This is a genomic window from Exiguobacterium antarcticum DSM 14480, assembly GCF_000685865.1.
Lineage (GTDB): Bacteria > Bacillota > Bacilli > Exiguobacteriales > Exiguobacteriaceae > Exiguobacterium_A > Exiguobacterium_A antarcticum.
Genome location: NZ_JMKS01000005.1, coordinates 150,045 through 170,001, shown reverse-complemented (window position 1 = coordinate 170,001; position 19,957 = coordinate 150,045). Strand labels below are relative to the sequence as shown.

Annotated in this window: 19 protein-coding genes and 1 other annotated feature; of the genes, 2 read left to right on the top strand and 17 right to left on the bottom strand. The window is 44.1% G+C overall.

The window, feature by feature from the left end; translation table 11 throughout:
* Window positions 1–55: 55 nt before the first annotated feature.
* From P404_RS0112150 to P404_RS0112100, 11 genes are all read right to left on the bottom strand, one after another.
* Window positions 56–1,747, bottom strand: a complete 1,692-nt coding sequence (locus tag P404_RS0112150) for a b(o/a)3-type cytochrome-c oxidase subunit 1 (RefSeq protein ID WP_034774498.1) — start codon at window positions 1,745–1,747, stop codon at window positions 56–58.
* Window positions 1,748–2,218: a cytochrome c oxidase subunit II gene (locus P404_RS0112145; protein ID WP_014969597.1), complete on the bottom strand. Its 471-nt coding sequence runs from the start codon at window positions 2,216–2,218 to the stop codon at window positions 1,748–1,750.
* A 12-nt stretch (window positions 2,219–2,230) separates the two neighbouring features.
* Entirely contained in the window at window positions 2,231–2,344 is a 114-nt protein-coding gene (locus tag P404_RS18405; protein WP_236624399.1) for a cytochrome C oxidase subunit II, read from the bottom strand.
* A 205-nt stretch (window positions 2,345–2,549) separates the two neighbouring features.
* On the bottom strand, window positions 2,550–3,257 hold the full coding sequence (locus P404_RS0112135; RefSeq protein WP_014969595.1) for a Crp/Fnr family transcriptional regulator: 708 nt from the start codon (window positions 3,255–3,257) through the stop codon (window positions 2,550–2,552).
* Between the two features lie 180 nt (window positions 3,258–3,437).
* A complete protein-coding gene (locus tag P404_RS0112130; RefSeq protein WP_236624398.1) occupies window positions 3,438–4,568 on the bottom strand; it encodes a CDP-glycerol glycerophosphotransferase family protein in 1,131 nt (376 codons plus the stop codon).
* A gap of 74 nt (window positions 4,569–4,642) precedes the next feature.
* On the bottom strand, window positions 4,643–5,032 hold the full coding sequence (gene tagD, locus P404_RS0112125; protein WP_014969593.1) for a glycerol-3-phosphate cytidylyltransferase: 390 nt from the start codon (window positions 5,030–5,032) through the stop codon (window positions 4,643–4,645).
* A complete protein-coding gene (locus P404_RS0112120) occupies window positions 5,029–6,213 on the bottom strand; it encodes a CDP-glycerol--glycerophosphate glycerophosphotransferase (RefSeq protein ID WP_026830919.1) in 1,185 nt (394 codons plus the stop codon). Before P404_RS0112120 ends, tagD begins: the two co-directional genes overlap by 4 nt.
* A gap of 102 nt (window positions 6,214–6,315) precedes the next feature.
* Window positions 6,316–7,698, bottom strand: coding sequence for an aldehyde dehydrogenase (locus P404_RS0112115; protein ID WP_026830918.1), 1,383 nt, complete (start codon window positions 7,696–7,698; stop codon window positions 6,316–6,318).
* Window positions 7,699–7,799: 101 nt separating this feature from the next.
* Window positions 7,800–8,507 carry a purine-nucleoside phosphorylase gene (gene deoD, locus P404_RS0112110; RefSeq protein ID WP_014969590.1) on the bottom strand — a complete coding sequence of 236 codons (708 nt, stop codon included), beginning with the start codon at window positions 8,505–8,507 and terminating at the stop codon, window positions 7,800–7,802.
* A gap of 25 nt (window positions 8,508–8,532) precedes the next feature.
* Window positions 8,533–9,237 (bottom strand): response regulator transcription factor, encoded by a 705-nt coding sequence (locus P404_RS0112105; RefSeq protein ID WP_034774497.1) that lies wholly within the window; start codon window positions 9,235–9,237, stop codon window positions 8,533–8,535.
* Window positions 9,237–10,994 carry a cache domain-containing sensor histidine kinase gene (locus tag P404_RS0112100; RefSeq protein WP_026830917.1) on the bottom strand — a complete coding sequence of 586 codons (1,758 nt, stop codon included), beginning with the start codon at window positions 10,992–10,994 and terminating at the stop codon, window positions 9,237–9,239. The genes P404_RS0112105 and P404_RS0112100 overlap by 1 nt, the downstream gene beginning before the upstream one ends.
* A gap of 210 nt (window positions 10,995–11,204) precedes the next feature.
* On the opposite strand from P404_RS0112100, the gene P404_RS0112095 reads away from it, so the two are divergent.
* Entirely contained in the window at window positions 11,205–12,497 is a 1,293-nt protein-coding gene (locus P404_RS0112095; protein WP_026830916.1) for an NCS2 family permease, read from the top strand.
* 51 nt (window positions 12,498–12,548) lie between these two features.
* Here the strand turns inward: P404_RS0112095 and P404_RS0112090 are convergent, their stop codons facing one another.
* Window positions 12,549–13,835, bottom strand: a complete 1,287-nt coding sequence (locus P404_RS0112090) for an ABC transporter substrate-binding protein (protein WP_014969586.1) — start codon at window positions 13,833–13,835, stop codon at window positions 12,549–12,551.
* A 188-nt stretch (window positions 13,836–14,023) separates the two neighbouring features.
* On the opposite strand from P404_RS0112090, the gene P404_RS0112085 reads away from it, so the two are divergent.
* On the top strand, window positions 14,024–15,487 hold the full coding sequence (locus P404_RS0112085) for a potassium/proton antiporter (RefSeq protein WP_026830915.1): 1,464 nt from the start codon (window positions 14,024–14,026) through the stop codon (window positions 15,485–15,487).
* Window positions 15,488–15,565: 78 nt separating this feature from the next.
* Here the strand turns inward: P404_RS0112085 and P404_RS0112080 are convergent, their stop codons facing one another.
* The 5 genes from P404_RS0112080 to P404_RS0112060 all read right to left on the bottom strand — a co-directional run bounded on the left by P404_RS0112080 (window position 15,566) and on the right by P404_RS0112060 (window position 19,799).
* Window positions 15,566–16,159: a DedA family protein gene (locus tag P404_RS0112080; RefSeq protein ID WP_014969584.1), complete on the bottom strand. Its 594-nt coding sequence runs from the start codon at window positions 16,157–16,159 to the stop codon at window positions 15,566–15,568.
* Between the two features lie 17 nt (window positions 16,160–16,176).
* Window positions 16,177–16,398 (bottom strand): hypothetical protein, encoded by a 222-nt coding sequence (locus tag P404_RS0112075; protein ID WP_014969583.1) that lies wholly within the window; start codon window positions 16,396–16,398, stop codon window positions 16,177–16,179.
* A 182-nt stretch (window positions 16,399–16,580) separates the two neighbouring features.
* A complete protein-coding gene (gene asnA, locus P404_RS0112070; protein WP_026830914.1) occupies window positions 16,581–17,555 on the bottom strand; it encodes an aspartate--ammonia ligase in 975 nt (324 codons plus the stop codon).
* A gap of 67 nt (window positions 17,556–17,622) precedes the next feature.
* Window positions 17,623–17,882 (bottom strand) — a binding site (T-box leader).
* 142 nt (window positions 17,883–18,024) lie between these two features.
* Window positions 18,025–18,912 (bottom strand): carbohydrate ABC transporter permease, encoded by an 888-nt coding sequence (locus tag P404_RS0112065; RefSeq protein ID WP_014969581.1) that lies wholly within the window; start codon window positions 18,910–18,912, stop codon window positions 18,025–18,027.
* Window positions 18,909–19,799, bottom strand: coding sequence for a carbohydrate ABC transporter permease (locus tag P404_RS0112060; protein WP_014969580.1), 891 nt, complete (start codon window positions 19,797–19,799; stop codon window positions 18,909–18,911). Before P404_RS0112060 ends, P404_RS0112065 begins: the two co-directional genes overlap by 4 nt.
* Between the last annotated feature and the right edge of the window lie 158 nt (window positions 19,800–19,957).

The window sequence follows — 19,957 nt, the reverse complement described above, 5'->3', positions numbered from 1 at the left end:
CAAGTTCCTCCGAGATACAGGAGAAATTTGTTCGTTTTTTGTATGGCACAATCTGTCACCACAATTTCCATCCAGGTGCCCCAGGAGGCGCATTCTCAATCATATGCCAAATCGGGACCGTATACGCAAAAGCAATCAATGCAAACGTCACGAAAATCCAAAGTTTCCAATTCTCAAAGAAAAGTGGTGTCTGCATCGCCGCTTCTTCTGTTTCAGCAACCGGAAATTCCTCGATTCCTTTTGGAGCCCGAAAAGCAAGTTGGAACATCGCGAATAAAAACAACAGGATCGAGATGAACAAAATCGTCCCACCGATTGCCATCGCAGCGTGATAGGGAATCCAGTCGGCTACCAATGAATCTTTAAAATAGGCTGCCGGACCAGTCCGTCTTGGGTTTCCGAGTAAGCCTGAGATATGCATCGCGGTTGACATAAAGAGCATCCCAATCGTCCACGTTGCTGTTTGAATAAGACCGATACGATTGAGTTGCTTCGTCAGTGTCCGCCCTCTTAACAACGGAACCAGCCAATACGCTGTTCCAAAAAACGTCAAGGCGACAGCTGCTCCGACCGTGATATGAAAATGTCCCGTCACCCACAGCGTATTATGAACAACGATATTTAATTGGTGGGAAGCGTTGATGACGCCGCCCGCACCAGCCGGAATAAAAAATAACATCCCGACGAATGGAGCTAAAAATCGAACATCTCGATACGGCATCTTCTTGATCCATCCGAATAAGCCGGTGGCTCCGTTTCGTCTTCCCGCTAATTCAAATGTGGCAAACATCGAAAATGCCGTCATCAACGATGGAATGATGACAAGAAACGTCAAAACGACTTGAATGTATTTCCAAAATGCTGAAATACCAGGTTCTAATAATTGATGGTGAAAGCCAACAGGGAAAGAAAACAATAAAAACAATAAAAATGACATCCGGGCTAAGGCATCGGAAAAAATCTTTCCTCCGACAATTTTAGGAATCACCGTATACCACACAATATATGCTGGTAATAACCAAAAATAGACGAGGGGATGACCAAAATACCAAAACAGTGTCCGTGATAGCTCGATCCCAACTTTATCCGTCCAACCGAGTGACAACGGCAAGAGTTGGAACAAAATCGTAGCAGCAACACCTAGCGTCGCAACAACCCATAACAACACGGTCATGATGCTCATGTATGCCTGTAGTGGCGGATGAACACCCGGGTGTTCCCGTTTATAATCAGCGTACATCCGGAACATCGCACCGGAAGAAATCCAAGTCCCGACGACAAAAATAACAAGACCAATATAAAAGACAGGATGTGCCTTTAATGGCGCATAAAAAGTGTATAAGACCGAGGCTTCACCCGCAAGGACCATCCAGGTGACGAGCACGACTCCAAGCATCATCAACCAAAAACCAACCCATCCCAGTCGTCTCGGAAATTCTTCAAAACGACCAAACGATTGGCCTAAAAATGAGAATAATAATCCAAAGATAAATAATGTCGTAAATACAATGGCTAGCATCAGTCCATGTGCTGTCAATAATTCGTAATACCCGATTCCGGCGATTTCCGGAATGACTCCTGTCCGCACAAGCGTCTGTAACAACCCACATAATCCACCGATCAACAATGCGACGAGCGAAAAACTGACATGTGCAAATGCTAGTTTCGCTTCTTTTACGCCTAATTCCGTCGCAGGTATCCCCCGCTCCATCTCAAATTCTTTTAATTTTTTAGAAATGGCATTCATTTAATCCACCACCTTGATTTTTGTCGACATCATATGATGGGCTGTACCACAATATTCATTACAGACAATCAAGTAGTCACCGGCTTTTTCAAATGTATACTCCAGTGAATTGATATGCCCCGGTACGACCATCATATTGACGTTTGTTTTCACAATTTCAAATCCATGAACCACATCTTTTGATGTGACGAGAAAATCAACGGTTGCCCCTTTTTTAATGACCATGTCTTGAGGTGTGAATTGAAAGGCTTGCGAAACCATGACCGCTTCGTATTTGTTATCGTCAATTTTTTTTAGTCCTGGCTTATCGAATGGTTTTGTCTGATCGACTTGAGTTGGATCAATCAATGTGGCATCAGAGGGTGGCTGATTTCCTGAAGCAAAGGCAGACACTCCGATGATCAATAAGAAAACAGCTAACATCACGCAACCAAATCCTAACCAAATTTTCTCTAAACGATGAATATGCATTGTCTTTCCTCCTCATCTTGAACTAAATAATAGAAAAATCGATCCCCACATGCCGATGATGACTCCGGCAACGATGAAGACGGCGACCAGTGTTCCATGTAAATTCGATTCCGGTTTAGTACTCATGACGTAAAACCCCTTTCTCATTTCACCTCGGTGATGTACCTTTATTTTAAATAAGACTCGCATCAAGAAACCGTGATAAAAATCACAGTAGTTGTGACAATTTCGCTGTTTCCATTTAAAAAACACACATAAAGTTCACATTTTGTAATACAACAAATCAAAAAATCCTCCTGTCTCAAAGACAAGAGGATTGATCCTAAAACTATTAAATCCGGCAAACGCCTACCGGACAACCTTCACAGTGACATAGGTCCCTTAGATACTTGGCATCATGAATGATGATTTTAGTAGTGGTTGATGAAATGACTTTGTCCTTTTTCCACTGGGAAAACATCCGATTGACGGTTTCACGTGGTGCGCCAATCAATTGTCCGAGTTCACTATCTGACGGTCGATCCGAAAGTATATAGTCTTCTCCAACTTGTTTTCCGTTCATCGCAATCAAGCGGAGCAAGGTCGAAGCAAGGGCACCTTGTTTTCCGAATAATAAAAGATCTCGTAATTTCGTTTCTGACTGTTTTCGCATGAGTGCTTGCCAGCGCATGATTTCTAACGCAAAAACTCCATCGCGTTTCATCAGTTCTTCTAACTTACTTTTAGGGATGACACCAAGTACGCTGTCTTCCATCGTTTCGACGCTATACGAACTTGGAAATGCCTCTCCGACATCAAATTCACCAAATAAGTCCCCTTTAAAATACAAAAACATCATCAAAGGACTTCCCTTTTTCGTCAACTTCGACAATTTGACACCGCCTTGCTTCACATAAAACAGCTTATCGTTTAGTTCCCCTTCCCAACAAACGATCGCATCCTTTTTGAAAGTCACCTCGGTCATGAAATCTTCAAGTATCATTCGTGTCTCCGTCGATAAAACAAAGGTATTGGCTTCTGTCGTCCCACAAGCAAGCATGTCGCATTCTCCTTTCCTGGATTCCTTCTGACCTCAGTATAGAACATCACACGCACAAAAGGCGTTTTTTCAAAAGATTGTCAAACATTGTTCACCTTTTCACATTTTAATTTTAAATGAAAAGGGATGGATTCAAAAGTTCTTTCCTTTCAAATCCATCCCTCTAATGAGTCCAGACGATTAATTCGTCGTTTCCGGGTAATAAAATTCAATAATTCGTTGCGTCGCTTGCCCAGGTGTTTCTGCATACCAGAACATTTTAAAATTTCTCATCGCAATCCGGCTGTCGTCCAGAGCACGATCCGAACTGATCCAGTCGAACACCGTCTCGATTCGATCGGTAGCTACTACAGGTAGTGGGTCCGGATACGATTCAATAATTCCTGGTAGCTGGCGATACGTATTGATATCCGGCGTATAGAGAATCGTCGGAATTTCAAGCAGACAACTTTCAAACGGAATGGACGAATAGTCCGTGACGAGAACATCTGTAATAAGCAGATAATCATTAATGGAATATTCATCTGTTACAAAGTGAATATGCTCCATTTGATGCATAAATGCCGAGCGTACGGTCGGATGTAACTTGACAAGAATCGTCCACCCTTGATCCGTCAATCGTTCCAACTGATGAACCGTCTGACCTTCCATTCCATCATGTTCCCGGTAAGTCGGAGCATACAATATAATCCGTCGTCCGACCTGTTGATAGGCATTTTTTAATTGTTCTTTGATTTCCTGATGCTGTTCGTCGAACCAATAGTCTGTCCGTGGTACTCCAAACGGCTTAAAGACGGTTTTCGGCAAATCATGTGGCGCCAAAAACTGGGTCGCACATGGTTCTCCTGGTACAATAAAATCACCATACCGCTGATAGACATGCTTAAAACGTTTGCGTGTCCGTTTAGAAACCAGTAAGCTTCTGGACGAAGACAAACCAAATTGTTTTAATGTCCCGGCAGCATGCCAGAGCTGTACCCGTTGTGTTCCTTTTCGAATCGGCGCGACACTAAACTCACCGATATAATTATCAATAAAGATATGTTTAGAGGTTGCTAATAAATAAGCCAATCGAATGAAACGAAGTCGCCGATAAGGCAACCGATCTTCTGTTGCCCATCGTTCTGCGCATTTCACAAATTTTCTATCATAAACTAAATAACGTTTTTCTTTCGGGAATGCCGTCAGGAGTGCATCATTAATCGGTTTTACATTATCACCGTATGTGACCCAAAAGAGCGTTACCGGCTTCACGGGTAACAAACAGAAGATACGATAGAAAATCCGAAAAAGTAGCAAATAGATTTGCACGATACTCTCTCTCACGTTTATCCTGTCCTTCCAAGAAGAAAGACCGCACGAATCGTGTGGTCTTTCTTTGTTTATTATCCCTTACCTAATTCGGTTTTGATTTGGCTCGTCGAGATACCTTCCGTCCGGCTGAGATAAACGACTTCACAATATTCTTTCAGGAAGTCAAATTCACCTGCCCAGTCATCTCCCATGACAAACGTATCAATTTGATGTTCTTGTACATCACTGATTTTTTGATCCCAATTGTTTTCAGCAATGACTTCATCTACATACCGAATCGATTCCAAAATTAATTTACGATTTTCAAAACTATGATACGATTCTTTATGCTTCAAACGGTTAAACTCATCCGTTGAAATCGCAACGACTAAATAATCTCCCATTTCTTTTGCCCGTTTGAGGATATTGATATGTCCCCAGTGCAATAAATCAAATGTTCCGTACGTGATGATTTTTTTCATGATGATTCTCCTTTATGCTGGTTACTGACAAGTTGTACTATACGGTGACATGCCTGCTGAGAAGCCGTTCCGTCATCCCATTGGCAAAACTTCTTTTCAAATGCCGCAAACCGTACACCATATCGACTGTTCCATTCCGACAACTGATCGATTTCTTCAAATAATCGTTGTTCCTCTAAGACGAGTGGACCAGGCGCTTCTTGTTCGAAATCAAAATAAAATCCTCGTAAGTGATCACGATAATGTTCCAAGTCATACGTATAAAACAACATCGGTCGTTTCAAATGCGCATAATCAAACATGACGGAAGAATAATCCGTGATCATGGCATCCGCCGCGATATACAAATCGGAAATATCCGGATAATCCGATGCATTGTGTACTGACTCATAGGATGACGTATCTACTTGATCACCTACTAAATAATGCATCCGAATCAATAATGTATATTCCGCACCAAATCGTTTTTCGAACTGTTCGAGCGAAAACGGGAGTGTAAAGGAGTAGGAGCCCTGTGCCACGTACTCATTATCCCGCCAAGTCGGAGCGTACAGAATGATTTTTTTAGTCCGGTCGATGTGATAACGGGAGTAGACACGATCGAGAATTTCCGAATGTCGAGTCATCTGATAAAACAGATCATTCCGCGGATAACCGATTTCGAGCAACGTTCCTGTAAAATCAAATGCCCGTCTGAAGATTTTGCTCGAATAAGCATTCGGTGAAATTAACAGATCCCACTTCGATGCCTCACGCGCAAAGTCCTGTTTATAACGTTCTGTCGTTGCATTCGCCATCTGAACCTCATCCATGTCGAGCGCCAGCTTTTTCAAGGGCGTTCCGTGCCACGTCTGTAAATAAATCGTTTCTTTTCGTTTATATAACCACGACGGAAGACGACTGTTCGAAATCCAAACGCGTGACGTTGCCAATAGATACACCCAACGAATCGTCATTCGATTGACCGTTTGAACAGCAGGATCATCAAACGTACTCCGGCGGTCTTTACTGAACAGCAATTCGAATTCCGGATGTTCCTGTTGGAAAGCTTCATAAATCGCACGTGGATTATCACTGTACTGTTTCCCCAAAAAACTTTCGAAGACTATTCGATGTTGGCGAACGGGCAGACAAGCAAACAATCGCATCAATAGATGCAACATCGTTTCAATTAGTTTGATTTTCTTGATCCACTTACGTAAATGATGTTTCAAAAGTCATACTCCTTATTTCAACAAAAAATTTACTTTTTATGACACTTCATATTTATCAAACCTCAACCATCATAACAAAAAGCGCATCCATTTGGAATCGGTATTTGAACGCATGTAGCGGAAAGGTAAATCGAACTTCGTCGTATTATGGACAAGTCCTTTTTGATGGCTGAACGTCTCAAAACTATATTTGCCATGATAGCCGCCGATTCCACTCGCACCAACGCCGCCAAACGGTAAATTATGCTGAGCGACATGCATCAATGTATCGTTCACACAACCACCCCCAAAGGAAATCCGGTTCAAGACCCGCTCCTTGATGAATTCATTTTCTGTGAACAGATATAGTGCTAGAGGTTTGTCTCGATCCGTGACAAACGTGATGACGTCTTCGATTTCTTCATATACCAAAACCGGTAAAATCGGACCAAAGATTTCTTCCTGCATCAATTTCGAATCGGCTGAAACGTTTGTCATGACGGTTGGCGCCATCTTTCTTGATTCCGGATCGACCTGCCCACCAAATTGAATGTCACCTTGCGCAAGGTAACTCGTCAATCGTTCCAAGTGACCGTCGGATACGATTTTGACATAAGAACCAACACCAACACCATTCCCATACTGAGAAAATGCTTCCTCTTCAATTAAACGTAAAAAGGTTTCCCGGACGTCTTGATGGACAAATACATAGTCTGGCGCGATACACGTTTGCCCAGCGTTTAACCATTTCCCCCAGGCAATTCGTTTTGCAGCCAGTCGCAAGTCCGCATCTTTATGAACGATCGTCGGAGACTTCCCGCCCAGTTCAAGCGTGACCGGTGTTAAATGTTTTGCGGCTGCCTGGTGAACGATTTTCCCGACACGCGTCGAGCCTGTAAAGAAGATATAGTCAAACTTCTCTTCTAAAACGGCTGCACTCACATCGGCATCGCCTTCGATGACTAAACCAAACCGTTGATGGAACGCCGTCTCAAATACTTCGCGTAAGACACGTGAGACATTCGGCGTCAATTCAGATGGTTTCAGGACAACCGTATTCCCGGCTGCAATCGCTCCAATGACTGGGGCAAGCGCCAATTGGAATGGATAGTTCCAAGGGGCGATGACAAGCACGTTTCCGTACGGTTCTAAACGGATTTCACTTTTTGATCCAAAATGTAATAACGGTGTTCCGACACGGCGTGGTTTTGCGAGTCGTCGCAATTGTTTTTCCATTCGATTCAGTTCGCCATAAACAAACCCAATCTCCGTCGTAAACGCATCTTGTCGTCCTTTATTCAAGTCGACTTCCAACGCTTCATAGATCGCTTCCTCGTGCGTTTCAATCGCTTGTTTTAAAAACGTCAGCATACTTAATCTGAAGGCGACGCTCCGCGTGGCACCGGTCTTGAAAAATGTTCGTTGTACGCCGATACGACTTGATAGATCTGATCCAATTACCGTCAATCCCATCGATTGTTCCCCCTTGTCATGTCTTCCAATTCTTCCTTCTCATTCTACCATAGCTGTTGAAGCAAACAAAAAAAGCGGAGAGTCTTTTCTCCGCTTTCCCTTTACAGTTGAATCGCTGTTTCGAGTGCGACCTTCATCATATCGTTGAACGTCGTTTGACGTTCTTCCGCTGTCGTTTCTTCGCCTGTCAACAGATGATCTGAAATCGTTAAGATCGTCAAGGCATTGACTTTATGTTTCGCAGCAAGTGTGTAGAGACCGGCTGCTTCCATCTCGATTGCGAGGCAACCGAAATCCGCCCATTTTTTAAAGTGATGGAAATCATCTTGATAAAATTGATCCGTCGTGAAGATTTGACCGACTTTCGCATCAATCCCGTGTTCTTTTGCTGTGTTGTATGCTTTATACAACAGATCGAACGATGCCGTAGGTGCATAGTCGAGTCCGTTAAAACGGACACGGTTCTGTGCCATATCGTGTGAAGCACTCATCGCGATGACGACGTCACGGACTTTCACGTCCGGTGTAATTCCACCGGCAGTCCCGACACGGATCAGGTTTTTCGCACCATACGATTGAATCAATTCATTGGCATAAATCGACATTGATGGAACACCCATCCCCGTCCCTTGAACCGATACTTTTTTCCCTTTATACGTTCCTGTAAAGCCGTACATCCCACGAACTTCGTTATAGAGAACAACATCCTCTAAAAATGTCTCGGCGATGTATTTTGCCCGGAGTGGATCTCCTGGAAGTAAAACCGTTTCTGCAATCTGACCTTCTGTTGCGTTAATGTGTACGCTCATGTACGATTCCTCCTTGAAATGTCGACTAAACAGACAACAACTCTCTGAACTCATTCGGGGTCATCCCGAACTGCTTTTTAAACACTTTCCGAAAATATTTGTCATCATGATACCCGACTTCAAGCGCAATCTCATAAATCCGGGCGTCTGTCTCCCCGAGCAATTCCTTGGCACGATTCAAGCGAATCGTTTGAATGTAATCGGATAAATTAACGGAGAAACGTTGTTTAAACCGTCTGGAAATGTATTCTCGGCTTAAGTAAAAGCGTTCACTCATGAGTTGAAGTGTTAGTTCTTCCGCATAATGTGTCGCAATGTATTTTGCAATCTGATCAATCGCCTCCCCCTGTTCTTGAACAGGACACAGCAATTCCATCGCCCGAGCAAGTGCATCGTTTAAGATGTCCGGGTCGATCGGTTTTAGTAAGTAATCAAAAGATTGATGTAAAATCGCACGACGCATATACGTATAATCATCATACCCTGTCAGTACGATCGTGACGACCTTTGGATGATGATTTTTTGTCCATTCCAGTAAACTTAAACCGTCTAGTCCAGGCATCTCGACATCCGTCAGCATCAAATCTATTTTTTCCTGATTCAAAAATTGTTTTGCCGTAATACCATTGTCTGCTTCAAAAATATTGGTGACTTTCCATTCATCCCATTCTCCGAGTAATTTAACGGCATCTCGTACATGTTGTTCATCGTCTACAATCAATACATTCATCATAGTTCCTCCTGTTCAACGGGAATACGAATGACGATTCTAAAACCACCTTCTGCCGGAGATTGCAGCACCATGCTTGCTTGATCCCCATAAAAGATGAGTAAGCGTTCGTAGATATTGTGTAGCCCGATTCCAGACGTTTGCCGATCTTCCGGTCTCCGGTGCATCCGCATCGTTTGATCAATCGTATCGAGCACAGGCGGATCCATGATCACACCGCTGTTTTCAACTTGAATGATGAGTTGGTCACCATCACTTCTGACTTTATAGGCCAAATAATTTTCCGTCGCATCCATTTGCTGATTGAACGCATGTTTGAAGTAATTTTCCGCAAAGGGCTGCAAAATCATTTTCGGGACTTCAATCGAATTCATGTGCCACGGCACATCGACGATATAACGAAAACGATTTGGAAAACGTTGTTGTTGGAGACGCATATAGGATTGAAGATGATCGACTTCTTGTTTCAAGGTCACAATCGTCTGCTCGTTGTTCATCGAATAACGCATCATCTGCGACAAGCCAGTGATTGAACGATAGGCGACTTTACGGTCTCCCTGCAATGTCGTTGTTCCGATTGACTGTAAGGCATTGAATAAAAAGTGTGGATTCAACTGTGATTGTAGCGCCCGCAACTCGTTCGTCCGATTTTCAAGAGCAAGGCGGTACTCACGTTTGATCAATCGATCAATCCGCTGGATCATCCGTTGGAATTGCCGATTCAACAATCCAATTTCGTCATTTGTCGTCGCTACGAATCGTGCTGATAAATCCCCTTGTTCGACTCGCCACACATTCGCCGTCAATTGTTTGATCGGTTTCGTGATTTCAAGGGCTACGAGACTCGCTGCCATGATCATTAAAATCAAGGAGACGGCACCAATCAAGATTAAAATCAAGGCCGTTTCATTGGCCCCTTTGACGACTGAAGCATAGGGAATCGCCTTTACTAACGTAATCGGGACACCTTGTGTGTTTGTTTTAGCGTAGACGATGAAGGAATCACCGACCCGCATACTGCCGTTCGTCCCCGTGAATCGATCGTTCGTGACCGGCAGTTCTTGTCCTGTTTTCGCAATCAGTTGATTTCCATTCATCAGCCAAAGTGATTCATCCGGAAAATTCTCAAACAACTTTAACTGTTGTTTAAACACACTTGTCGGGATGTCGACCGACAGAAAACCAAGGGGCTCGTCCGTTTCGACTCGGTTGATCCGATAGCGAAAACTTACGATTTCTTCCTCATCAAGAATCATCGTATGCGTATTATAAGCAGCAATCCGGTGAGCGGGATCAATCAACCATCCATTTTTTTGTTTCATCAACCGAAAATAATCCGTTTCTTGTAACCAATCAAACTTTCCTCTGCTCGAGGTTTTCATATTGTAGACGGAGTACTCGGAGTTGCCCTTTAAGATGACGAAATGAAGCTGCTCGATGTCTTGCCTCGATAAAAAAAGACCTAATAACGCTCGTGAAATCACACCTTCTGATTCGCTCAGTTCTGCATCTGCCCCAACAGTCATGATGTTGATCAGCGAACGATTGGCATAGAGACTCGTCGGTAAACGTCGCACATCTTCCATATAATGACTGATTTGGTTGCTTCCTCTTTTTAAAGCGTTCAGGCTCGAGCGTTCGGCCTGTTCTACATTTTGGTGGCGGACATATACGTAAGAAGCTGACGTAGCAAGCGTTGTAGGGATCAGAATCGCCAAGACGACAAGTCGAATCAAACGTGTTCGGATGCTCTTCACTGCCGTCTCCCTCCATCCTTTTTCTTCTAATAAGTAGTATAGCATAGCTGTATCCGCTTACATGCATGTCTTTTATTAGTTTAGCTCCCTGCTTGTTTCACCAGAATTCCCTTCATCAAAAAAGAATGCTTGATTCCGAATGAATATTGCTATAACATCGTTAATGTTCGTTTTTAACAAACTTTTTTAGATTAAGGTGGTTTCTGACACATGTTCAAACTTTCTGCACACCATACAACAGCCAAACGTGAAATCCAGGCGGGTTTCATTACCTTCATTACGATGGCCTACATTCTTTTCGTTAACCCCACCATCTTATCGGAAGCGGGAATTCCTCAAGATCAAGCCTTCTCGGCAACAATCATCGCGACACTTGTCGGAACGTTACTGATGGGCTTTTATGCCAATCTTCCGATTGCTGTTGCACCGGGTATGGGGTTAAATGCTTATTTTACGTATACCCTCGTCATCGGTGAAAAAATTCCTTATCAAACGGCTTTGTCTGTCGTTTTTGTAGCGGGACTGATTTTTCTTCTTTTGTCCTTGTCACCTTTACGGACGAAACTCATCGAGGTCATTCCGGCGACACTTAAACTAGCCATCACAGGCGGGATTGGTCTATTCATCGCCTCACTCGGTTTAAAAATGTCTGGCATTCTGATTGCTGATCCGGCAACACTGATCACCATTGGATCATTGACGTCACCGGAAGCACTCATCACATTGATTGGTCTGCTCGTTGCCGCCATCTTAACGGTCAAGCGTGTACCCGGCGGTCTCCTCTACGCGATGTTACTCTCCGGATTACTCGCTTTCTTTACGGGAGAGCTGACATTTTCTAAAACGTTGGTAGCTTTCCCGACCTTACCGGAAGGAATCCTTGTCGCGAATCCGTTATCGGCTATCCAAGATGTCATCCAATACGGTTTGTTCAGCGGAGTCCTGTCCTTTGTCCTTGTGACGATGTTTGATACGACCGGTACGATGGTCGCAGTCGGCGAACAAGCTGGTCTGATTGAAAAAGATGGTACTTTAAAAAACAGTGAACGGGCCTTGTTATCCGATTCGACGGCGATGATTGTCGGATCAATGTTCGGAACCAGTCCAACGACGGCTTACGTCGAATCAGCTTCCGGTGTCGCAGCTGGTGGGCGAACAGGTTTAACGTCTGTCACGGTCGGCATCTTATTTGCACTCGCTGCGGTCTTCGGTCCGATCGTTCAGTCGATTTCTAACGTCCCTGCCATTACCGCACCTGCTTTATTGTTGGTCGGTGCCTTGATGCTCCAAAACATCAAACAGATTGACTGGGATGATTTCAGCGAAGCATTTACGGCCTTCATGGTCATCATCATCATGCCTCTTTCTGGCAGTATCGCGACAGGAATCGCCTTTGGATTCATCATCTATCCCATCATGAAAGCTGTGCAAAAACAGCGAGTCCACTTCTTGATTTATCTGTTTGCTGTTCTGTTTTTCATTCAATTGTTTTTCCTACATTAATAATAAAAAACGTGTTGTTTCCAATTTTTCTTGGAAACAACACGTTTTTTATTATTTCTTCATTTTTTCCCATGTCTTCGTAAAGTCTTGTAACATCTCTTCCGATGTTTTTTGTTTCCCTACATAGGCTTGCATGATGGCACCAAATTCATTAACAGCGCCGTCCGGGTATTTAAACCAGTTCCATGAGATTGTTTTATCTTCTTTAGAGTACTTGATGATATCGTCAGCGAGTGGTCCAAGATCCGCTGCTTCGATCGATTTGAAAGCAGGAATGAACTTGAATTTGTTGACCATATAATCTTTTCCTGTCTCAGATGTCGCCATCCATTCCAAGAACTTTTTACCTTCTTCTTTATTTTTCGAGTTTTTGTTAACGACCCAGTTGTTCGGTACGCCAACCGGAAGTCGGTCCATTTTTTCTTTATCATCATTGATCGGCATCGGGATGAAGCCCATTTCGATATCCGGATTCACGTCCGTAATCAATTGTTGTGCCCAGTTCCCTTGTTGAATCATCGCTGTTTTTCCTTCAGCGAACTGGGAGACTTGTGTATTGTAATCCGTCGTCAACGGATTTTTGTTGCCGTATTCGATCGTTAGATCAAACAGATTCATGAACTCTTTAAATTGTTTGTTGTCTTCAAACTTCCCTTTTCCAGCGTTTAAGTCCGCGATGAACTGATCCGGATCATCCTGTTGCGCCATCGGGATGTTCATCAAGTGGTTTCCAAGAATCCACCATTCACCATATCCGATTGAAAATGGTGTGACACCATCTGCTTTAATCTTTTTAGATGCTTCTGTCAATTCAGTCAACGTTTTCGGTAACTCGGTAATCCCTGCTTTTTTGAAGATTTCTTTATTATAGATGAATCCATAACCTTCTAAGTTCATCGGCATACCGTACAGTTTTCCATCAATCGTCATCGGTTCTTTCGACAGATCCGTCAAATCACTGACCCATTTTTCATCTGACAAATCTTCTAGCTTGTCTTGCCATGTTTTCGCTTCTGTAAATCCACCGTTGTTAAAGACGTCCGGCTCGTTCCCTGACGCAAACTGTGATTTCAAGGCAGCGCCATAATCCGATCCGCCACCCACCGTTTGAACGACTACTTTTACGCCGGTTTCTTTTTCGTAGGCCTTCGCCATCTTCTCCATGTCTTTTGCGATTTCAGCTTTAAATTGGAATACGTTGAGGGTCTTTCCGTCCTTGGAAGAGCCACTGTCCTTTGAGTCATCACTATTGAGTGTTCCACCGCCACCACATGCTGCAAGTGCTACGACCATTGCCGTCGCGGCAACCGGTAGTGCTGCCCATTTACGTTTACGCATTCGGATACCTCCCTGATTTTCGAGTTGATAATCGTGCTACGCTTTTACATTAAATGAAAACGCTTGCAATAAAAACGGATAATTTTGTCCGGTGTGGTGGAAAATATTGAACAATCGTTATCCGACAGAAAAACTCGGGATTAGTGTATGATAAAAGTAGATACTACTTTACGAAGGAGTTTGATGCAATGTCCCTACAATTTACGATTTTACTGATTGGTTTACTGTTATTCATCGCCGTCTGGACGACGAAGTTATCCAGTCGTCTCAACATTCCGGCACTCTTGATTTTTATCGCCCTCGGAATGATTGCCGGAAGCGATATTACCGGATTCATCCGATTCGACGATGCCGAGTTGGCACAATTGCTTGGTACGGTGGCATTAATCATCATTTTATTCGAGGGTGGACTTCAGACTGTTTGGAAAGAAGTCAAAACAGAACTCAGTCCTTCGCTCTCACTTGCTACATTCGGCGTCTTCACTGCTACGACGATCGTCGCAGTCGCTTCCCACTACATTCTTGGCTTCAGTTGGGCCAATGCCTTTTTGTTAGGGGCAATCGTTGGATCGACGGACGCCGCCGCAATTTTTTCGGTCCTCAGCGGACAATCGGTTCGGCGGAAAATCGGTTCGACCTTAGAACTCGAATCAGGCACAAATGATCCGATGGCTGTTTTCCTGACCGTCTTTTTCCTTGAATTCGTCACGAATCCGAAAGATGCCTCGCTTGTTTCCGGTCTCTCCTCACTTGTTTGGGAAATGGTAGTGGGATTACTGCTCGGACTACTGCTCGGATGGATCGCCTCTACTTTACTTAACCGAATCGACTTAAGCTCATCTAGTTTTTATCCGATTCTCTTGATGTCGTTTGCCTTTCTTTCGTTCGGCATTGCCGATACGGTCCATGCGAGTGGGTTTTTAGCCGTTTACGTCACAGCCATCTATATTAGCAACCATGAGTTGGTCTATCGCCAAACGCTTGTCCGCTTCACGATGAGCATGGCACATCTTGCTCAAATCGGGATGTTCATCGTGCTCGGATTACTCGTATTCCCAAAACAACTACTTGATCCACGCGTGATTTTATCCTCGATTGCGTTAGCATTGATTCTGATCTTCATCGCACGCCCTGTTTCTGTCTGGCTGAGCTTGTTACCCTTTAAATATTCGTGGCAAGAAAAAGTCTTTATTTCCTTCGCCGGGCTCAAAGGAGCTGTCCCGATCATACTCGCGACCTATCCACTTGTTGCGGGTATTGATAATGCCGGAATGATCTTTAATATCGTCTTTTTTACCGTTCTTCTGTCCACGCTCATTCAAGGAAGTGTCTTAACCTTTTTAGCAGAACGACTGAATCTAAACGAAACCGGTTCTTCGACCATTCAAACGGTCATTGAGTTCATGTCGATTGGTAAACCGAATGCTGAAATCATTGAACTGACGATTCCAACCTCTCATCCATTCGTCGGGAAAGCGATTTCGGAGATTGATCTTCCACAAGAGTTTTTAATCACGGCGATTATTCGAGAGGATCAAATCGTCACACCTCGGGGAGATACAATTTTTGAAGGACGTGACCAGTTGCTTCTATTAACACCAAAACATCGTATTAAAACGCTGAAACGCTTTTTATTTCCTAAAACTTCATGAAACAGAACAGGGGTGACGGATTTGAAATCCGTCACCCCTGTTCTGTTTCGAGACCAACAATTAAGTCAGCCCTGATGATTATCGTTTTGCTTTTAATCGACGATACAGAATATACCCGGCAATCCCTAAAACGATGATTCCAAGAATCCACCATAACTCTTGTTCTAACCCTTTCAGCATCGATTCTGCTCGCTCAACGCCAAACCGCTCTCCTAACCAGACATAGAACAAGGAAACCGGAAACAGCCCAATACTGGATGCGATTAAGTAACGTTTAAAGGACAAGTTGAACAAACCGCATGGAATCGAGACGACGGACCGAATGACCGGGAAAAAGCGACCAAATAGTGCTGACCATGAACCGTATTTCGAAACGATTCGCTCACCTTGGACGATTTCACGTTCTTTGATCATCAACCACTTTCCATAACGAATCAATAAAGGCCGACCGGCATAACGCCCAAGAAAATAAAACAGTGTCGCCCCCATCAAACTTCCGACAAAGCCGATTAGAACCGCTGCCGTCCATCCTAGCGTTCCATTTGAAACGTAGAGACCAAGTAAAGGTAATCCGACTTCAGCCGGAATCAACTCCGTTCCGAGTCCTAAGATCATGATTCCTAAAAACAGCCAGAGATTCGATTCTCCGGCTGAGAATAACCATTCTAACATCCAACCACTCCTCTGAATCAGCCTCGTGCAGGACGAAGAAGATAATAAATGATGACGACGAGCGTCGTCCAGACACCTGTAAAGATCCCGATGATTCCGACGATAAAGAAGCCAAGTGCCATCATCGATCCAGTGCGTTTATAATCACGCCACATCGTCCGCAACCCTTTGATGTTGAACCAAAGGAAAACTACGAAAAGTAAAGCAAATACTAATCCTGTAATGAGTATTGCTGACATGTCTCCACCTCTTTCTTATTAGTTAGTATCCCCATTATACCTTACTTTCACACGTCTTCCCTCCGTCTGAGGTCTCATGAACTTGTTTTATCGACAAAAAAATCGATGTTTCCCGGCATGTATGATATGCCGGGAAACATCGATCGATTGTCTGCTCTATAAATCAATCACTCAACTCGCCGTTATAAGAGGTGGACACCTTGCTGACGGTACTCCGTCCGTGTCTCTTCTGACCAAACAGATGCTTGGACTTCACCAATGTGACGCTTCTTCAACAGGAACATCGCCATCCGAGATTGACCGATTCCTCCACCAATCGTCAGTGGTAAAGCTTCGTCCAACACACCTTGATGGAATGGGAAATCAAGTTTCGAATGTTCGCCTGTCGTTTCGATTTGTGCAAGTAACGTTGCCCGGTCGACACGAATACCCATCGACGAAAGTTCGAATGCGCCGATTTCCGGGTGGTGAACCAGGATATCACCGTTGAGCGTCCAGTCATCATAATCTGCCGCTCGTCCATCATGTTTTTCACCAGATGCCAAGGCACCACCGATTTGCATCAAGAAGACCGCTCCGTGCTCTTTCGTCACTTCCGTCTCCCGTTCTTTGCTTGAAAGGGTCGGATAGGCATCTTCGAGTTCTTGTGTCGTCATGAAATGAATCGTCTCGGGCAAGATCGCCTCGATTCCAAACTGTTCTTCGACTTCACGTTCTACTTGGTGAATCGATTGATAAATCGCACGAACTGTCGTTTGCAAGTAGTCAATCGTCCGCTCTTCTTTAGAAATGATTCGTTCCCAGTCCCATTGATCAACGTGAATCGAATGCGTTGCATCCAACACTTCATCCCGGCGAATTGCGTGCATCAACGTGTATAACCCTTCACCTTTTGCAAATCCGTACGTATGGAGCGCCTGGCGTTTCCACTTCGCAAGGGATTGAACGATCTCAAGTTCTGCCTGATGGTCAATCGCATCAAAGCGAATGACACGTTCAATTCCGTTGAGATGATCGTTGACCCCTAATGTGCTTTCAACGAACAACGGGGCTTCGACGCGTGTCAATCCGAGTTGGGATGAGAATTGCTCCTCAAAGCGTTTTTTTACGAGTGTGATCGCTTCCTGTGTCTGTTTCATCGATACGAGTGTTGTCATGGTATTCTTCCTCCTCAATTGTGTGTTTGAAAAAGAAGCCATAAAAAAGAGCCCTTCTCTCCCAAGAATATGGGACGAAAGACTCGGTTCCGCGGTACCACCCATGTTAACAGCTCAGCTGCTCACTCAAAAGACTGATGATCATTTATCATCTCAATCTTCGGCCATATGATAACGGACAGGCAACTCCGGCTACGCCTACTGACTTTTGTGTTCGGGTAGCGACTCCAGGATGTTCTTCGCAACTTGTGTCCGACTGGGCTTTCACCGTCCCCAGCTCGCTAATCCGGTCTTACAAGATGTTACTCTTCCTTTCAACGTCGTTGTTACAATTGAATTGAGAACATCGTACACCATCCGCAAAGCATTTGAAAAGCCTTTTTTTCAAAAAAAAATAAAATAATCTGACTAATCAGATTAACTATCCCAACAAAAAACGTTCCCGCCGAAGCGAGAACGCGCTTACATCTTATTTGATGGAACCACTCGTAATTCCTTGAATAATTTGTTTTTGCATCGCAAAGAAGAAGAGCAAGAGCGGAATGATACCGAGAATTAATCCGGCAAGCGCTAAATCCCATTGCTTCGTATACTGACCAAAGAAATAGAACGTCGCGAGCGGAATCGTCCGCAGTTCAACGTCACGCAACATCAATGACGGCAGTAAAAAGTCATTCCAGATCCAAAGTGTATTCAAGATGACGATCGTCACCGTGATTGGTTTGAGTAACGGGAAGACGATTCGCCAAAAGACACCCCACTGCGAACAACCATCGATGATTGCAGCCTCTTCGATCTCTTCCGGAATCGACTTCATGAATCCATGATATAAGAAAATCGATAAGCCGGAGCCGAAACCAAGATACATCAAGATCAAGCCCCAGTAGCTGTTTTGCAGACCCAAATCACCAGATAACTTCGATAACGGAATCATGATCGACTGAAACGGAATGATCATCGCTGCGACGAACAGGAAAAAGACGATGGTTGATAGACGGCTTTTCGTTCGGACCAGCTTCCAAGCAGCCATCGAACAGAAAATGACGATGACGGCATTGGCGCCGACGGTGATGATGACAGAGTTCAAGAAAACTTTCCCGAAATTCATCGCTTCCCACGCATCCGTGTAATTGGACGTAATCCATTCTTTCGGAAGCCCAGACGTATTGGTAAAGATGTCTCCTTGTGTCTTAAACGAGTTGGAGATGACGTAATAAAACGGAATCATGTAGAGTAACCCTATCAAGACCGCGGCAATTTCAACAGTTCCTAGACGGACTGAATAACGTCCACGCTTTTTCGGTGCCGGTTGCTCCGGCTTCAGTTCTGGTTTCGGTAAAGGTTGGGCCGTACTCATGCTTCCACCTCCCGTTTTTTCGTCAAGTAGACTTGTGTCACGGTAATCGCTGCGACGACAACAAAGAAGATGATCGCTTTGGCCGAACCAAGTCCGAGATTATTGTTTGTAAATGATTCCTTATAGATGTTCAAGGCCAGCATTTCTGTTGATTTAAATGGTCCACCATTTGTCAGGGACAAGTTCGTATCAAACAGTTTGAACGACCATGAAATCGTTAAGAATAGGCAGATTGTAACCGACGGCATGATGAGTGGAATCGTGATGTTCCGTAACGTCGACAACCGGTTCGCCCCATCAATTTTCGCTGCTTCAACCAGTTCCTGCGGGACATTCTGTAAGGCAGCGATATAGATGACCATGATGTAGCCACCGCCCTGCCAGACCGAAACGATGACAATTCCCCAAAATCCGGTTTGAGCGTCACCGAGCCATGGAAGTTCAAATAAACTCCACCCTGTCAGCTCTCCGATCGAGGCAAATCCTTTAACATAAATGAACTGCCAGACGAATCCGAGAATCAATCCGCCAATCAAGTTCGGCATGAAGAAGATTGTCCGTAAAAAATTCCGCGTCCGAATATTTTGTGTGAGTAAAAACGCTAAGATGAATCCGACTAAATTAGTCAAGATGACTGCAACGACGGTGTATCTTGTCGTTAACCAAAACGACTGCTGGAACTGTTCATCGACCGTAAAGAGTCGTACATAGTTATCCAACCCGATCCAGTTCAATTCTCCTGTAATCCCGTTCCAGTCCGTGAATGAGTACATGACACCATTAAAAAAAGGTACGAGAACAATCACTGCAAAAACTAAAAAAACCGGTCCGACGAACATCCAGAATTCAAGTCCACGTTTTACTTTTTTCTTATTGCCTACTGCCATCGATCATCCCTCCTCTACCTTTAACAGTACGGAATTCAAAGCAAAATGAAAACGTAACCATTTGACACGTTGGGTGGAAAATATTGAACGATTGTTTGGCGTGCTCGTTTCAGATAAGCTACTATAAAGAAATATAGAGAAATTCATCTTGAGAGGAA

Bases quoted from the DNA above. Each gene is read 5' to 3' on its own strand.
- P404_RS0112060 (WP_014969580.1), bottom strand. From the start codon at position 19,799: ATGGCAGTAGGCAATAAGAAAAAAGTAAAACGTGGACTTGAATTCTGG.
- P404_RS0112085 (WP_026830915.1), top strand. From the start codon at position 14,024: ATGTCCCTACAATTTACGATTTTACTGATTGGTTTACTGTTATTCATC.
- P404_RS0112080 (WP_014969584.1), bottom strand. From the start codon at position 16,159: ATGTTAGAATGGTTATTCTCAGCCGGAGAATCGAATCTCTGGCTGTTT.
- P404_RS0112135 (WP_014969595.1), bottom strand. From the start codon at position 3,257: ATGCTTGCTTGTGGGACGACAGAAGCCAATACCTTTGTTTTATCGACG.
- P404_RS0112095 (WP_026830916.1), top strand. From the start codon at position 11,205: ATGTTCAAACTTTCTGCACACCATACAACAGCCAAACGTGAAATCCAG.
- P404_RS0112075 (WP_014969583.1), bottom strand. From the start codon at position 16,398: ATGTCAGCAATACTCATTACAGGATTAGTATTTGCTTTACTTTTCGTA.
- asnA (WP_026830914.1), bottom strand. From the start codon at position 17,555: ATGACAACACTCGTATCGATGAAACAGACACAGGAAGCGATCACACTC.
- P404_RS0112065 (WP_014969581.1), bottom strand. From the start codon at position 18,912: ATGAGTACGGCCCAACCTTTACCGAAACCAGAACTGAAGCCGGAGCAA.
- P404_RS0112090 (WP_014969586.1), bottom strand. From the start codon at position 13,835: ATGCGTAAACGTAAATGGGCAGCACTACCGGTTGCCGCGACGGCAATG.
- P404_RS0112105 (WP_034774497.1), bottom strand. From the start codon at position 9,237: ATGAATGTATTGATTGTAGACGATGAACAACATGTACGAGATGCCGTT.
- P404_RS0112150 (WP_034774498.1), bottom strand. From the start codon at position 1,747: ATGAATGCCATTTCTAAAAAATTAAAAGAATTTGAGATGGAGCGGGGG.
- deoD (WP_014969590.1), bottom strand. From the start codon at position 8,507: ATGAGCGTACACATTAACGCAACAGAAGGTCAGATTGCAGAAACGGTT.
- tagD (WP_014969593.1), bottom strand. From the start codon at position 5,032: ATGAAAAAAATCATCACGTACGGAACATTTGATTTATTGCACTGGGGA.
- P404_RS18405 (WP_236624399.1), bottom strand. From the start codon at position 2,344: ATGAGTACTAAACCGGAATCGAATTTACATGGAACACTGGTCGCCGTC.
- P404_RS0112115 (WP_026830918.1), bottom strand. From the start codon at position 7,698: ATGGGATTGACGGTAATTGGATCAGATCTATCAAGTCGTATCGGCGTA.
- P404_RS0112145 (WP_014969597.1), bottom strand. From the start codon at position 2,218: ATGCATATTCATCGTTTAGAGAAAATTTGGTTAGGATTTGGTTGCGTG.